The sequence below is a fragment of the Microvirga sp. VF16 genome, assembly GCF_016864375.1.
Lineage (GTDB): Bacteria > Pseudomonadota > Alphaproteobacteria > Rhizobiales > Beijerinckiaceae > Microvirga.
Window position 1 is genome coordinate 1,349,221 of the sequence record NZ_CP069356.1, and the last position, 15,309, is coordinate 1,364,529.

The following is a 15,309-nucleotide window of genomic DNA, read 5'->3' on the forward strand; positions in this document are numbered from 1 at the left end:
TACCGGAGGTTGGAGCACAAGGAATTGGACCGTGAGCCGAAGCCGAACCTCAAGCCGTTCGAAGGGTCCATAGGATTAAGCTATTTGGCCCGTGACTGCTTGCGCAGCTTCTGCGATGCCTTGCGAAGCACGCGTGACAGGGCCTCAACGGAATAGGGCTTCTGCAACAGCTCGAACCCGTGACCCCCCTCAGCGAGCACGTGGCTGTACCCGCTCGTCAGCACCAGCGGCAGATCGGGATAGAGCCGTTGCACCTGGCGCGCCAACTCCACTCCGTTCATGCCCGGCATCACCACGTCCGAGAACACGATGTCATGGGCGCCTGGAGATGTCGCCAGCTCGTCGAGCGCCGCTTGTGCATTCTCGACCCACGTCGTGCGGTAGCCCAACTCGGCCAGCGTATGCGTCACGAAGGTGCCGACGTCGCGGTTGTCCTCGACCACCAGCACGCAGGTGCCGTGCCCATCTTCAGTGGTCTCCACCTCTGGAGCCGCCACTCCGAGAGGGGCTATGACACGGGGCAGGTACAGCGTGAATGTGGTGCCCTGGCCGATCTCGCTCTCGACAATCACCTGTCCACCTGACTGCTTGACGAACCCGAACACCTGGGACAATCCGAGGCCCGTGCCCTGGCCAACGCCCTTTGTGGTGAAAAACGGCTCAAAGATCTGATCAATCTGATCGGCAGGGATGCCTGAGCCAGTGTCGGCAATTGAAATCGCCACGTAAGGGGCCTTGACCGCCGCGTGTCTCCGGACGGCGGGCATTCTTTCGGCCGGCCACACAGTGATCGTGATCTGGCCCTCACTGTCCATCGCGTCACGCGCGTTGACCACGATGTTGATCAGCGCTGTGTCGAACTGACTCGGATCGGCACTGATGAAACATGGCTCGTCGGGCAAGTATGTGATGATCTGGATCCGTGCCCCGGTCAGCGTGCCGACCATGTCGCCGAGCATCCGAACGGCCTGCCCCACATCGAACGTCTCAGGCTTGAGGGCTTGGCGCCGGGCAAAGGCGAGAAGCTGACTCGTGAGCTTGGCGGCCCGATCCACGGTATCGGAGATCGCGGCGACATAGCGGGCCCGCCGCTCCTCGGACAGGTTCGGTCTCTTGAGGAGATCGGTCGACGATTTGATGACGGTGAGCAGGTTGTTGAAGTCGTGCGCCACGCCCCCCGTGAGCTGGCCCACGGCCTCCATCTTCTGCGATTGGCGCATCGCCGCCTCGGCTTTCAAGCGCTCGGCAACCTCGTGCGTCACCCTCTCCTCCAGGGTCTCGTTCAGGCGCTTGAGTTCCTCGACGGCCTGCTCGGCCTTTTGGCGCGCGAGAAGCAACTCTCGCTCGTACTGTCGCCGGTCGGTGGCATTGAAGAGGGTGATGCGGTTGACGACAGGGTTCCCACCGGTATCCCGCTTCTGGACAGCATTGGCGAGAACCGGCAAGGAACGCCCATCAGCGCAGATCAGATCAAAGGCGATCTCATTCACAAAGCCCTGCATCCGCAGGAGCGGCGCGAAATGAGTGTCGTAGTAGATCCTGCCGCCCATGCTCAGAAGGTCCTGAACGCATTTATGGTCGACAAGGTCCTGCCGCTCCATACCGATCCAGGTGAGGAACGTCTGGTTGGCTCGTATGATGGTGCCATCTGGCAGGGTCAAGAGATAGCCGCAGGGGGCGCTCTCGTAGAGTTCCTCCGGGGTTTCGATGATCGCCTTAGGGTCGATGCTCACTCTGCCGCCGACTTGTTGAGAGCTGAACTGCGCAGAAAGGCTTCGATGGCGGCAATCGTCTCCTCAGGTGCACTCAAGTTCGGGCAGTGTCCGGTCGCCTTCATCAGGACAAACTCACTGCCCGGAAGGTTCTGATGCACGTAGCGCCCGACCGCTTCGGGGGCAATCACGTCCTGCGAGCACTGAAGGATGAGTGTCTTCGTCCTGACCTTCGGCAGGTCGGCCCGATTATCCGACAGGAACGTCACGCGGGCGAAATGCTTCGCGATCTCCGGGTTCGTGCGGCAGAAGCTGTTGGTGAGTTCCTCGGCGAGTTCGGGACGAGCAGGGTTGCCCATGATCGCAGGGGCCATCGTGCTCGACCAGCCGAGATGGTTGCTGTCGAGGGAGTTGAGCAGGCTTTCGATGTCCTCCTGCTTGAAGCCGCCGACGTAGTCGCCATCGTCGATGTAGCGCGGCGAAGGTCCAATCAGCACCAATCGCTCGAACCGCTCCGGCTCCCGAATGGCGGCGAGAACCCCGATCATGGCACTGACGGAATGGCCGACGAAGATCACGTTCGTCAGGTTCAGCTCCTGGCAGATCGTCAGCACATCGTCGGCGTAGCCGTCGAGCGAGCTGTACTTCCTCTGGTCGAAGGCAGCGGCATCGGAATGACCATGCCCAACATGATCGAACAGGATGATCTTGTAACGGTCCTCGAAGGCAGGGGTGATGAAGCGCCACATGTTCTGATCGCAACCGAAGCCATGGGCAAAGAGCATGGGCTGCTCACCATGGCCGAGAACCGTAACATTGTGTCGAGTCAGAACGGCAGACACAGGCACTCCATGCAATTCCAAAGACCGGTCTGTAAGATTGTTTGTCAGGCTACCGGCCTCCAGCTTTGCGCTTAAGGCGGCCAACCTAGGTGTGCTAATCATGTTTCAACATACGGGATAATACGTCAGTCACTCGGCATCAAGCGATACTCTCACGGCCCTTCGAGCCCGTGTTCAAGACTCAAGATAGCCCACGAAGGTCCAGATCAGGACAACTTCCGAGACGTGACAAGAGCAACATTTGGCGTTCGGCCGTAGCACCCAGGGCCTCAAAGCTCCGCAGATGGCTCCGAGGAGGGGGATGGCCGGAAAGCAGGTGCCACACGTGTCTGTGAGGCACGCCGAAACGGAACCATCTCCGCAGCGTTGTCCACCATCGCCGGTATGAGTGATCAGGGCACCGGTGACTGAGAGATGCGTGCGCTCCCGCCTGTAGCAGAGGGAGCATCTGATGGACCGCTTCTATTTCGACATCAACGACGGGGAACGCTTGACCCGCGACGAAGTGGGGAACCTGTGCCAGAGCCGCAAAGCGATGCGCGATGCGGCCATCAAGGTACTGCCGGACATTGCCCGGGATGAACTGCCCGATGGCGACCGGCGGGATTTCACCGTGAAGGTCAGAGACGAGGGCGGGCACTACCTGTTCCAGGCGACGCTTTCGCTTGCGGCGGAGTGGCTCGATCATCAGGATGAGTAAGACGAAGGCTGATCGCCATGCTCGGTCGGGAAGCCTCGGTAGTCATCGGCGCTCTGTCGATCTCTCGCTTAAGCTGGCGAGGGAGACGGTCGAGGAGACCAAACGCGTGATCGAGGCATCTCGCAAGCTGCTGGATCGGTCGATCTCTCCGCATCCTCCGAAACGTCGGGATCGGGAATGAAGGGACTGCATCACGGACGTCGTCGACGATCCGCTCATCAGGCGCGCTGAGGTCGTTTGGCTGGAAACCGTGCAACTTCGCGAGGCACATCAGCGGTTCCGGGCGCAGGTCAAACGGCAGATCACACGGATGAAGGAGATTGACGCGGAGCTCGACCCACTGTTGCCGCACCCACTGTGGGAGCTTGGAATAATGAGAGCGATCCTCACGCGGGAGGAAGCGTAATTCCACCTACGCCGGACGCCTGCCAGAACAAGGCGTGTAGCCCGTCAGCTCGGCCCTGAGGGCGTCGCTCACCTGGGTCTCGGCGAGGGTCTCAGAGCGCTGTGACATGGATGAGCTGATCGCCCTCGCCCGTCACTGCCACGGTCCAGCAGCAGGCCACCTTGCTTTCATGCAGCAGGCCGCCGTGGAGTTCCGCCGCGACCTTGTCGGCTGCCCCTTGGGCGGTCGTCGGGTCGGGCAGATCCACGCCTTCCTCGTCCCAGACAAACCGATCCTTGGAGCGCAGGTGAAAGTCATAGCGGGGCATCGGCTTCCCCTGGGGTTCATCGAGCGGAGCGACGGGCGGTTGGAGGCTAAAACCGCGAGAGGTCATCCCTTGTTCGATGAAGAGGCGAGGTTTCGAGCGGAAAGGGAACTGTGCCTCCAGCGCTATGCGATGACCCCAATCACGTGGCCGACATGGAACGGGCCCTGTCGCGGGGCGACGGGCCCGTGGTGACCCCCAGGTCACACGTCACTGACGGTGTTCCGGATGATCCGGCCAAACGGCTCAAATTGTAGAGCCGGGACATAAGCCTCTGCCGCACGAAGAAGGGAGAGGCGATTGTGTGCGTCAAGTTCTGCAAAGCAGGGCGGCTCAGCAGGCTGGCTAAGCGGCTTCGCGAAGAGCGATTTTCTTGTGCTCCTTCAGGTCCTCCATGTTGAGGTAGCGGTGCGCCTCGAGCCAGTTCTCATGCGTCTCCACCGCCAGCGCCCGCACCAGTCGGCAGCATGACGCCGCATTGGGAAAGATCCGCACCACGTAAGTGCGCCGGCGGATTTCCTCGTTGAGGCGTTCGAGCATGTTGGTGCTCTTGAGATGTTTGTGGTGCTGGCGCGGCAAGCGGTAGAAGGTCAGCGTCTCCTCAATCGTCTCCTCGGCCCAGGCCACCAGACGCGGGTAGCGCGCCTCCCATTTGGCAATCCAGCTCGCCAGATCGCGCCGGGCCTCCTCAACCGAGCGGCGGTCGTACAGCCAGCGCAGCTCCTGCAGGCAGTCATCATCGGCCTTGCGCGGCAGGTGATCGAGAGCATTGCGCAAGAAGTGCACATAGCAGCGCTGATAGACGGCCTCTGACAGCACCTCGCGGATCGCCGCCCGCAGTCCGGCATGGTCGTCGGCCACCACCAGTTCAACGCCTGAGAGACCGCGCTCACGTAGGCCCAGCAGAAACGTCCGCCACGAGGATTGGCTTTCCCGGTTGGCCATTTCCACGCCCAGGATCTGGCGCCGCCCGTCCCAGTCGATGCCCACCGCAATCAGCACCGCTTGCGAGGCGACGATGCCGCCCTCGCGCACCTTCTCATAACGGGCATCCAGGATCAGGTATGGGAACGCCTCCTCGAGCCGGCGCGCGGCGAACTGGGCCAGGCTGTCGTCGAGGCGCTTGTTGATGGCCGAGATCGCCGAAGCCGAGAAGCTGTGGCCGCACAGTTCCTCGGTGATCGCCTTGACCTTGCGGGTGGACACACCCTGCACGTACATCTCGGCCAGGGTGGCGACGAGCGCCTGCTCGGAGCGCTGATAGCGCTCGAACAGCTCGGTCGAGAAGCGCCCGTCCCGATCCTGCGGCACGCGCAGCTCGAGCTTACCCACGCGGGTAACCAGGGTGCGGCTGTAATAGCCCGAGCGGTAGCCCAGGCGGGCGGCCGTGCGCTCGCCCTTCTCGGCCTGGAGGGCGTCGGTCATCTCGGCTTCGAGCAGCTCCTGCATGACGGCGCACACGATCTCGCGCAGCCCGTCCGGGCTGTGGCTCAGAAGGTCCTTGATGGCGGCAGCGGCAGGTTTATCCTTCGCATTGGTCATGGTGGGGCTCCTCTCGGAGGGTGACTTGGACATCACCATCCTGCCATGACCGCCCCGTTCAGGCGATTTGCAGAACCTTCACCACACTACTGGAGAGGGGCCGTCTCAGCCCAGGCGGAATGTCGATCTCAGCCTCCCTTTCAGCCGAACCGCGGCGGGCGCACGGTCCCAACGGGTATGTGAGCGAGGCTGCTTGAGGAACCCACGGTGAAAGCCACCTGCTCCACCTGCCAGCATGCCCCCGGCCTATCGGGGCTGCTCTAACCCATTTGAAACAGAGCCGCAGAAACTGCGAGCCAACCAAGGAAAAGTCCGCATCGGGTCAATCTGAGTCATTCAGCGCGACCGTAACAAGGTCCGCCCTCTGGCTGCTTCCTGACGTTGACCGATTCTGGCAGTAAGGTTCGGCCTGCGGGTGAACCGATGCGATAGCAGAGGAAAAGCTCCCTCAGTTGAGCTTGCTTCCCATACGCTTCCCAATCCGGTTTTCTGGGAAGCAGGACCAAACCCAATCAGCAGCTAAGTGCTTGATATAGTTTGGTGAGCGCGCTGGGACTCGAACCCAGGACCCTCTGATTAAAAGTCAGAAGGCCTTCACTGCACTCGCTCGCGGCAGACAGGAGCGCCCCTGCTCCGGCCATGGCAGCCTGGCGTTCCACGCTCACCGGGATTGCAGCGTCCGGTCTTGCGCTCAACCGGCGTGATGGACACGGTTTGCACCACTCTGATCGGGAAGCGCACCTCATCAGGCATTAGTCCCCTGATCGAACAGGTTCGCATTCCACTATGCCGTCCTCATCGAAAACGACCTCGGGGAGCACATAGGGTGGGCCGTTGAACCATCCTTCGAGTTCAGCCTCTTCCCGCGTGAGGTACCGTCTGACTGGGTGCCCGTCGATGATGGTTCTGGTCTCAACCAGGTCGGTCCTGATCGCCACGATGGTACGAGTGCCGATATCCGTGCAGCGCCAGCGGCCGGCGAGAGTCGTGAACTCGCAGCCAATCTGGAAATCGGCGTGTCTCATAGGCTGTTCCCCGGTCTCAGAACTCGATCTGTCCCTACCCTCATCAGTCTCGCCGTTGTCGAATGCTCTGCCATAATCGATCCAAGGCTATTTCCAATGGGCAAGTTGCCTCAAGGCCTCCTGACTGGCGCCACGCCGATGGCCGATCACAACTGCTCCTCGCTCCCGACCGCAATCTCATCCGCCGTAGTGACCACATAGCCTTAGAGCCTTCGGCGACGCTCACTCTGGCTAAGCAGCAAGGGTTGCCTCATCCCAGTGGTAAGGGACGATAAAGGCCGCGGGTGCTGCCGGGTCGGGGCTGCGCTCGCTGTTGACCAGCCGCAGGGCCGCCTTGACTTCGTCCAGTCGCGAGGGCTCGCTTTCCGGCATGCCCTCGGTGTTGGCAAGGTCGAGCAGATATTCGTCCCAGGCCCAGCGCTGCAAGATCTCGCGCTTGCAGTCGATCGTCAGCAGTGGATGGCGCACTACATCGTGTGGCGTGTCGAAGACGGACGCTGGACTGACGAAGGCCCGGTCGAGATCCGGCAGGAAGGGAGCGTCCAAGCGGCTGGCGCGGTCGTGCAGCCGGGACGCCCAGGGCACAATTCCAGTAGGGTTTGCGCCTGCCGCCCGCGCATTGATTGGCCAATGCGAGAGGCCAATCGGGCGCTCGGGACCGCCCTCCCCTACTTTCTTAGGCCAAGCGTGCTCTCGGGTCAGGAAGGCCGGTGGTAGTCGGCTGTGTCTCGTTCCAATCGTCTGCTGCTCCATTGCACTCCTCCAGGTGCAAGTCGATGATGTTGATTTGGAGATCTCAGGTGACCGGGACCGGCCCAAGCCAGAGGCGCAGCCCAAGGCTCGCGGTGAACAAAAGCGCCGCTTCGTCCCAGGCGGTCAGGTGCGACGTCTGCGGATGGTCGCCTCGCACGAAAGCGAGGCCGATGGACGCGATCCCGGCCAGGAATAGCAGACCGGCGAACGCAAGGGGCATCAGGTGCGGTGGCGCGAGGGCAGCAAAGCACAGGCAGAACGCCAGCGCCATGCAGCAGCGCTCGAGCGCCGACCGATTGATCTCCCGCGGGCTGCGGCGGCCCTGGTGCGGGTCGAGCCAGTCCGGCAGGCGGGGCCAGTCTCGCGGGCTGAATGGGGTCACGGCACCCTCCCCGTCTAGTGGAGCGCGCGGCCATCGAGCGCCTGTAGGGCGTCGAGGATGTCGTCCAGCGCCACGAGAGCACCGGTCCCGGGCAGCTTGCGCCAGGTCGGCAGGTTCTCCACGGCACAAGCATCCGAGACCCAGGCCGCGAGGATGGCCCGCTTCGCGCCGACGCCCAAGCCAGGGTGCATCAGAACCTCCTGCGGATCTCTGAACGGAAGGCTCTCAGCTCCGGGCGTCTCACTTCGCCTGTGGGCTTGCAGTGGAGAGGGCGATGCTGACGGGTCATGGGTAAGCTGCAGGTCAACGGTCACTGGATCCATGGTGTCCTTCCTCCATCGAGCAAAGGGTGGGGCCCGGGCAGCCAGCCAGCCTCCCGGGCCCAGCTCTCATGCGGCTAATGCTTGGTTTCCTCGCCCGCACGGTTGATCGCGATGCGCTTCACCTCCGGCGGGCTCACGACCGCCTTGGGCAGGGTAATGGTGAGAACGCCGTTCTTGAAGCTGGCGTCGATCTTGTCCTCCTCGACCTCCCAGGCGAGCGGGATGCGGCGCTCGAAGCGGCCGTAGGTGCGCTCGCTGAACGCGCGCTCCTTGTCCGCGATCTCGGATTTCTTTTCGCCGCGAATGGTGAGGACGCCGTCGCCCATCAGGACCTCCACATCCTTGTCCTCAAGGCCCGGCAGCTCCGCCGAGATGAGGACATCCTTGTCGTTGTCGACGACTTCGACATGCGGCCAGCCCGCCATCCGGCTCAAGCTGCCGAGCGGCGCCATGTCGAAGCCGCGGAAGACGTCGTCGAAGAGCCGGTTCATCTCGCGATGCAGGGTCATGAAGGGATCACCCTCCTCGCGGTAGCGGCTCGGGGTCGTCTGCTCATTGCGACCCCAGGGGATGAGATCGCGCATGTTCATGGTGTCATCCTCCTTGTCTGTTCAGTTCGAGCCAAGCGGCTGAGGTCAGCGCCGATCCCTGACCAGCGTCGACCTCACCCCTGATCAAGCCGTTAGGCTGCCTTGTCGTGCTCGATGGTCTTGGGGCTACCGCCGGTCCCGATCTCGATGCGACGGGGCTTCATCGCCTCCGGCACTTCCCGCACCAGATCCACCGTCAGCAGGCCATTCTCGAGCTTCGCCTCCCGGACCTTCACGTAGTCGGCGAGGCTGAAGCTCTGCTTGAAGGCACGTGTGGCGATGCCGCGGTGCAGGAACTGTCCGTTCTCCTGCTCCGGGTGCTTGTGGCCTGCCACGAGCAGCACGTTCTCTTTCTGGGTGATCTCGATCTCGTCAGGCGAGAAGCCCGCCACCGCCATCGTGATGCGGTACTGATCATCGCCGACCTTTTCGACATTGTAGGGCGGCCAGCTGGGCGCCTGTTCGAGACGATTAGTTTGATCGATCAGGTCGAACAGCCGGTCGAAGCCCACCATCGAGCGATACAGAGGAGAAAAATCAAACGCCGTTCTCATAGCTACATCCTCCCTTAGAGCAACGTAACCACAAGAGCGCCGGACACCACCGGCGCCCGATCCGCCAAGCTCGTCAAGAGCCTTGGCATCGTTGATGGTAGGAAGGACTTTTTCGGTTTTCAAGAGGGCTCAGTATGCCCTCCCGGCGGGGTGCGCCCAGGCTTTGAGTGGGCCGCAATAGCGGGCGATCCCCCATTCGATTTCAGTCCTGGAATCGGGCTGAAAGCCACGAACAGGTAGAACCCGTTGAGGCACACCCCAATCCTTGCGGCCTCTCGGTCGAAGCCCAAAGGCATTGGGTCGGCTTCGGTCATCTGACCAGCCACCTGCCATGGCTCGGACCCGAGAAAGGCGGGTGCAGGTCGGTCCTCCGGAACGGCGCAGTAGAGCTCCGGCTCATCCCGGCTTCGGAACAGGTCGTATCGGATTGGGGACGTACTCGGGCCCGCTGGACTTTCAGAGTGGCGGTTGGCCGGATCTCCCCGGAGCGGGTGGGTTGGTGTCAAAGGCTCATCAGGGACAAAGGTGCTGGGCATCTTGGCCTCCGAGAATGCTTTCGAACTCCGATCTGGTTTGCACAGGAGAAGGATACCGCTCGACTAAGGCGAGCCAGTCAAGCCCGCTGATCGCCTGATCCGCGCGGCACCTTCTTCAGCCGGGACAGGAGGGCACAGGGGAAGTCTGCTCCCGTCCCGTGCTGGGACTTGGCGAGAGGCCGAGCTAACGCCGGATCTACTCGGCAGCCATTCGATGGGATCCGCCGTGATCGATCCCCACCGGCCCGCCGTGAGCGGGCCACTCGAGGTGACGACCGGCGGACCGACGCCGCATAGATCCAAGCCAAGCCAGATGCTTATCCAAACGCTCGGCCTTGTCCTCGCGCAACGCGCGCTTGGCCCGCCGCAGCTGCTTGGCCACCCTCTCGAGCGCAAGCCTGAAGGCGGCATAGATATCGGTACTCTTGGCCTCGCCGCTCATCATTTTGAGCGTGCCCACCTGAACGTTGATCGTGCACCGATACGTGGCGCCCTCTCGGGTGAAGTGCACAGAAGCCGCGCTCAGATGCCCGAAGTACTTGCTCGCCAGTTGCAGGATGCTTGTCCGGGCATAGTCGGGAAGCATGTCGCCCAGATCAATGTTCGAGCTTTGCACCAGAATGGTTCGATCGACACCTTTCAGCTTCATTCGGTCCTCCATGATATGAAGGTTCGGGCGGAAGACACCCTGGATATGAGGAGGCTTCAGCGAGCCCGCAAGCGTCCGGCCGGACAATCGGGGGGTCCCCTGTTCCTGCGGTGACCGATGAGATTGGAACCTGCTGCCCTGGCCGATCCGTCAAGGGTGGGGCGCTCGGTGAGCGTCCCACCGCGTCGGCTCATGTCTTGGAGCCGGACCGATTGCTACCCGCGGAAGACGGGCCACCCTGCCCTTCCTTGCGGAACGGCAGCTTGCCGGCCACACGCCTGAGCGCATCCGAGATGTCGTACTTGAGCTTGTTGGTGATCTCCGACATGGTCATGGCAAAACCTCATGAGGTTCAACACACACTCCGTGCCACCCTGATAACGCAACGCGTGGCAGCCAGTTTCGAGGAGGCTCTTGTTTACCCCTCTCCTGCTGTCGTGAATCCTCAGGGGGCGGCTCGCCGCCTCTTGCCCTGGCTCGATCGCGCAGCAGAAGCGGCTTGGATCCTAGCAAGGCTTCGCTCATCTAAAGTCTTCGGGCCTCACGCATCCCGAAAGCTACGCTTCGTTCTAAACGCTAAGCTATTGACATAATTGAGTGCGTTTGGAACACGCGAAGATAAACAGAAATTCACTACGCCGTGCCCTACGGATGCACGCTGTTTTCTCGGACGGTATCGTGAGCGGCGTCGGGTGCGATCTGACCATGGAGATATCGGTCGGTCTCTGCCCGTCAGCCGAGCCGCTAAAGCTCTTGTTTTCAAAGCATTTTCGTCGGCTTCGGGGAAGCCCTCCCCTCCCCGGCCGGTTAACAGAATGGCTTGAAAGACGTCTTCAAACGATCAGTTTAAGACGCTTCAATCAATGCACAAGGGGACGCAAGATTTGTTCAATAATCACGCTAGTGGGTCCGATACTGGTCAAGCACTGCTAACTTACCCGTAATGGCAGAGCTAAAGGTAACCAAAGCTCGAATTGAAGCCTTAAAAGCAGGTCCTCGCTAAAGGCTCAGCCCTGATCCGGCGTAATGTTGAGACACGAGGACGACTCGGATGCATGCCCTTTTGACGCGCTGGCTATCGCCCCCGCGCCACACGGCGTCAGGATGAAGTCGGCGAACCGCAGGACCACTTCGGCCTCCAGCATGCGGGCAGTGGGAACCCGGGATCCGACTGCATTTGGTCTTCCATAAATGCCGAGGCCTCGGCAGTCGTCACGCTGGTCATGTACATCCTGTTCCAACTTATGAAACACCCATCATGCCAGGCGTCTGCGCCGCATTGCGAGCAGTTCGACCTCAAGGTTGATCTTGCCGGATTTGACCATGCGGACCAGCGCGCGAAAGTAGCCGCCGGGATTGCGGATTTTCTGTAAGCCACTTGAGACATCATTGTCGTAGAGCTGCAGGACGTAAATGACAGCGGCCGCGGCACTCACCGGCCCGATTTCGGCAACGGCCTCAGTCCAGGCGCTTTCATGGGCACCCAGGGAGGCCCGCAGGTAGCGCCCTGCCCCGACGAGTTCATCGATGGTGCGGATGGGACGGCCATAGTCCGAGACGGTGGGGCAGGCCTCCAGGATCAATTCCGATGACAGGTGCTCCCCTGGCCACTCTTTAGGCAGAACCGCCCTAGTCTTCGTAAAGCCCTTTGTACAAGTCTCACTAGGAGATCCTTTATCTGTTTCATTATGTTGGACTCCGAGTCCGCCATTGCCGGACTGATAAAAAGCTTCTTCAGCAAGGTTTCTCAGATTCTGCCAGTCCAGCAGGAGGCCTCCTGGAAGCTCTGCCATCGAACGTGTCGGCGTGCGGCTCAAGAGCTCCCTGTACCGGCCTTCAATGTCTGAGCGGTCGAGGCCTGGAAAATGCTGCGCCAAGGCATTAAGAGCCTCTTCTGTGGCTCTGCGGGCCACTGTGACCTCGCCGTAAGCCCGCCTGCGGATTTCACGCATGACCTTTTGCTCCGCCAGCATCGCGGTCCACTCCCGTCGCTTGACGTAAATCGGCGTGAGATCGAAGCCATAGGCGTCGATGATGTCGCCCGCGAAATTCCGGATTGCGAACCGTTTGCCGTTAGGCGAGTCCTTCGCCACGATCAGCTTGAGGTCCGTGAGCTGAACGATGATGCGCCGGATCGAGCGGGCGTTGAGCCCCGTGCGGCTCACCAAGCGATCGTTGGAGGGCCAAACCAGCAGTTTCTCCCATTCCTGTTCACCCCAGCAGGCGACGAGCTCAGATAGAACCAAGCGCTGTGCAGGACGCAACCCAAGCGCCTTCTCCGCGTCCCGCGCTGCAGCCGAGAGTTCTTTACGTGTGACTGTACAGCCCGCCTCTAGGGCAAACTTCTTCGCGGCCAAAGCGGCATGGACCAGCCGCCGACCTCCTGTCGATGCAATGTGCACCCTACCCTCCTTTTCGAGGGCAAAGCGAGAGCGCTCACCGAATCGGTGCCTTGACCGTGATTCTCGGGGATGGCATAAGGAGTGCGTGACTACTGCCTTGCCACCCTGGTGAGGTTCGAAAGGCCCTCGAAGTTGACGCTTCGTGGGCCTTTTTGCTTTGCCACCACTACATAACTACGTGTCCTTCTTCCTCGCCTTCGAGAATTCGTCCGCGAGGATTGGAAGCTTGGAAACAAGGAATTCCACGAACGCGGCGTCGAATTTCTTGTCAATCGAGATCTTCAGGTCGCGCCCGGAACGGGAAATCCGACCGACCTTCCGACCTGAAGCTGAAACAACGGACTCGGCCTTCGGGCGCTCTGGCCTCGGCTCCTGGAGGGTCTTCTCGATGATCTCGAAGCGCCGGTCTGTTTCGACATCTCCGAAATCGGCCGAACTGATTGCACTGCGCGCGATGAAGACGGCCTGATCGTCGGTATCGAATTTCTGAGCCAGCGCGACCCAACGGTTACGACCCATCTCAGGCGCAGGTCCGATGGCCTCAATGATATCTATTGGGATCTTCGCGACCGAGGAGATTAGTTTCGAGAGCTGCGTCTTGTCGACGGCGAGTGCCGCCATCAGGGTCTCGCGATTATAGCCAGCTTTCTCGAGTCGTGAGGCGTAGAGTGCTCTCTCGATGTAGCTGAGGTCGCGGCGAGCATTGTTCTCTTGACCTTGGGCGACTACGAGTTCCTCATCCGTCAGCTGGCGGACAACGGCTTTCACCGGGTGCCCAATTTGCGCTAGTGCTCGGACGCGGCGATGGCCGTAGGCGATCTGATAGCGCCCTTGCGTCTCTGGGTGTGGTCGGACCAGAATTGGGACCTGTTGGCCGGACGCCTTTATAGACTCAAGCAATTCTCTGACGTCATGCCCGTTCAAGCGATCGGCGATTGGCGACGGATCGAGCAGCAGCGGATCGAGCTCAACGACCGCATGGCCAGACGTCAGTTGCGTGCGCAGCCTCTCGGCATCGGACGCTGCGTTGGTCAATCCGGCGATGGAGCGGGAGATCGCTCCAATGGCTCCGCGTGTCCCTATGGCACCCTGGAAAGGTGGCGCAGTCTGTGTCTGCTTGTCGGCTCCGGATTCCCCGTCAGTGTCCGAGTTGCCCGCAGGCAACTTTTTCTCGATCAGGTCTGCAAGGACACCTTTGCGAGCCATTATGCCCTCCCCCATGCTTGCTTGATCAAACTTTCAATTTCGCCGTTAACGTTGTTGAGTGCTTCCATGGCCCGATCGTAAGTTGATCGGCTGAAGTTCTCTCTGCCAACTTCATAAAGCGTTTGCTTCGTGAGGCCTGCATCCGAGATCGCGGTGCTCTTCAGCATCGGATAATTGAGAACGTGCTCCTCGAACATTGACCGCATGAAGGAAACCATTTGGTTCTGCGGCCCGTCGCCTGGCTCGTACCGCGTCACGAGATAGCGCATCCAGTCGTAGCCCGTGTTGCCGCCGGCGTTCGCCACGACCTCGAGTAGTTCCGATGTCATGATGAGGAATTGGCACATGGACATGACGTCCAGCATCTGTGGATGCACCGTTACGAGGACAGCCGTTGCTGCGCACATCGCCGTCATAGTCAGAAACCCCAGCTGGGGCGGACAGTCGATTACGATCACGTCGTACCGGTCCTGCACCTCCGACAAGGCGCTGTCGAGTCGTGTGAAGAATAGTCCCTGTCCAGGGCTGTCAGCGAGCGCCTTAGGCGTATCGTGCTCATACTCCATGAGCTCGATGTTGCCTGGAATGAGATCGAGATTCGGAAAGTAGGTTTGCTGGATAATCTCTGAGATAGGCCGTTTCTGATCATCATAGCGGATCGCGCCATATAAGGTTTGGTTCTCGCCGACATCGAATTCGGGCTGATAACCATGAAGGGCGGACAACGACGCCTGAGGATCAAGATCAATTGCGAGGGTCCGATAACCGTGAAGCGCGAGATGCTGCGCCAGATGAGCGGTGGTCGTAGTCTTGCCCGAACCACCTTTGAAATTAACCACGCAGATGACTTGGAGGTGCTCACCAGGGCGACGATGAGGAAGGTAGCGGCGACCGCCCTTTGCGCCCTCATCTAAAAGTGCGCGCAGCGCCGCGAGATCTTCGACTGTGTATAAACGGCGACCGCCGCCAGTCACCTCCGGCTGCGGTCCCTTGCCTTCAAGATTGATGCGCCGAAGATAGCCGGGGTCGACGCCAAGCAGGTCCGCGACCTCGCTCGACGTGAACCTCCTCACCGTTTTCTTGGCAGTCGGGGGAAACAGCTTTAGCCGATGAGCTTGCAGCTTCTCAGAGAGTTCGCGCGCGTGTGCGCCGACGAGCTTCTGGATGGCCGTATTCGGGTTAGTTTTTTTGAGCGTCGCGAGTGATGTCACGATGGCAATCCGTTGATACGCTTCCGGCTAACAATAACGTTAAGTTTCGTGACCTTTACCTGATTCTACCCTGTGAGCAAGGACTTAAAGGTAAACGAATCCTTACCGGCACAAGATCCGGCGCAGCATTATCACAGCCGCTTTGAGGGCGGAAAGTTGCCCGCGGGCAACT

Annotated in this window: 16 protein-coding genes and 1 tRNA gene; 1 reads left to right on the forward strand and 16 read right to left on the reverse strand. The window is 60.8% G+C overall.

Translation table 11 applies throughout. The features are described 5' to 3' along the window. Nucleotides 1-80: 80 nt before the first annotated feature. Both JO965_RS38930 and JO965_RS38935 read right to left on the reverse strand, forming a co-directional pair. On the reverse strand, nt 81-1,733 hold the full coding sequence (locus JO965_RS38930) for a PAS domain-containing hybrid sensor histidine kinase/response regulator (protein WP_246777147.1): 1,653 nt from the start codon (nt 1,731-1,733) through the stop codon (nt 81-83). Beyond that, nucleotides 1,730-2,497: an alpha/beta fold hydrolase gene (locus JO965_RS38935; RefSeq protein WP_246777148.1), complete on the reverse strand. Its 768-nt coding sequence runs from the start codon at nt 2,495-2,497 to the stop codon at nt 1,730-1,732. Before JO965_RS38935 ends, JO965_RS38930 begins: the two co-directional genes overlap by 4 nt. A gap of 508 nt (nt 2,498-3,005) precedes the next feature. Here JO965_RS38935 and JO965_RS38940 point away from each other — a divergent pair. Continuing rightward, a complete protein-coding gene (locus JO965_RS38940; protein WP_203446094.1) occupies nt 3,006-3,254 on the forward strand; it encodes a hypothetical protein in 249 nt (82 codons plus the stop codon). A gap of 497 nt (nt 3,255-3,751) precedes the next feature. Here JO965_RS38940 and JO965_RS38945 read toward each other — a convergent pair whose 3' ends face one another. The 14 genes from JO965_RS38945 to repA form a co-directional block, all read right to left on the reverse strand. Then, nucleotides 3,752-3,967, reverse strand: a complete 216-nt coding sequence (locus JO965_RS38945; protein ID WP_203446095.1) for a hypothetical protein — start codon at nt 3,965-3,967, stop codon at nt 3,752-3,754. A 342-nt stretch (nt 3,968-4,309) separates the two neighbouring features. After that, the gene (locus JO965_RS38950; protein WP_203446096.1) at nt 4,310-5,506 is read right to left on the reverse strand and encodes an IS256 family transposase; all 1,197 of its coding nucleotides are present in this window, start codon (nt 5,504-5,506) and stop codon (nt 4,310-4,312) included. Between the two features lie 538 nt (nt 5,507-6,044). Further along, nucleotides 6,045-6,115, reverse strand: a tRNA-Lys gene (locus JO965_RS38955). A gap of 143 nt (nt 6,116-6,258) precedes the next feature. After that, entirely contained in the window at nt 6,259-6,531 is a 273-nt protein-coding gene (locus JO965_RS38960; RefSeq protein ID WP_203446097.1) for a hypothetical protein, read from the reverse strand. A gap of 231 nt (nt 6,532-6,762) precedes the next feature. Further along, nucleotides 6,763-7,284 carry a hypothetical protein gene (locus tag JO965_RS38965; RefSeq protein WP_203446098.1) on the reverse strand — a complete coding sequence of 174 codons (522 nt, stop codon included), beginning with the start codon at nt 7,282-7,284 and terminating at the stop codon, nt 6,763-6,765. A gap of 43 nt (nt 7,285-7,327) precedes the next feature. Then, the gene (locus JO965_RS38970) at nt 7,328-7,666 is read right to left on the reverse strand and encodes a hypothetical protein (RefSeq protein WP_203446099.1); all 339 of its coding nucleotides are present in this window, start codon (nt 7,664-7,666) and stop codon (nt 7,328-7,330) included. 14 nt (nt 7,667-7,680) lie between these two features. Next, the gene (locus tag JO965_RS38975) at nt 7,681-7,857 is read right to left on the reverse strand and encodes a hypothetical protein (RefSeq protein ID WP_203446100.1); all 177 of its coding nucleotides are present in this window, start codon (nt 7,855-7,857) and stop codon (nt 7,681-7,683) included. Nucleotides 7,858-8,063: 206 nt separating this feature from the next. Then, nucleotides 8,064-8,579: an Hsp20/alpha crystallin family protein gene (locus JO965_RS38980; RefSeq protein WP_203446101.1), complete on the reverse strand. Its 516-nt coding sequence runs from the start codon at nt 8,577-8,579 to the stop codon at nt 8,064-8,066. Nucleotides 8,580-8,671: 92 nt separating this feature from the next. Further along, nucleotides 8,672-9,133, reverse strand: a complete 462-nt coding sequence (locus JO965_RS38985) for an Hsp20 family protein (protein ID WP_203446102.1) — start codon at nt 9,131-9,133, stop codon at nt 8,672-8,674. Nucleotides 9,134-9,865: 732 nt separating this feature from the next. Continuing rightward, on the reverse strand, nt 9,866-10,318 hold the full coding sequence (gene hpf / locus JO965_RS38990; RefSeq protein WP_203446103.1) for a ribosome hibernation-promoting factor, HPF/YfiA family: 453 nt from the start codon (nt 10,316-10,318) through the stop codon (nt 9,866-9,868). 190 nt (nt 10,319-10,508) lie between these two features. Further along, a complete protein-coding gene (locus tag JO965_RS38995) occupies nt 10,509-10,652 on the reverse strand; it encodes a hypothetical protein (RefSeq protein ID WP_203446104.1) in 144 nt (47 codons plus the stop codon). Nucleotides 10,653-11,574: 922 nt separating this feature from the next. Next, entirely contained in the window at nt 11,575-12,720 is a 1,146-nt protein-coding gene (gene repC / locus JO965_RS39000) for a plasmid replication protein RepC (protein WP_203446105.1), read from the reverse strand. 174 nt (nt 12,721-12,894) lie between these two features. Further along, nucleotides 12,895-13,926 carry a plasmid partitioning protein RepB gene (gene repB, locus JO965_RS39005; protein ID WP_203446106.1) on the reverse strand — a complete coding sequence of 344 codons (1,032 nt, stop codon included), beginning with the start codon at nt 13,924-13,926 and terminating at the stop codon, nt 12,895-12,897. Further along, on the reverse strand, nt 13,926-15,137 hold the full coding sequence (gene repA, locus JO965_RS39010) for a plasmid partitioning protein RepA (protein ID WP_203446107.1): 1,212 nt from the start codon (nt 15,135-15,137) through the stop codon (nt 13,926-13,928). Before repA ends, repB begins: the two co-directional genes overlap by 1 nt. Nucleotides 15,138-15,309 lie beyond the last annotated feature (172 nt).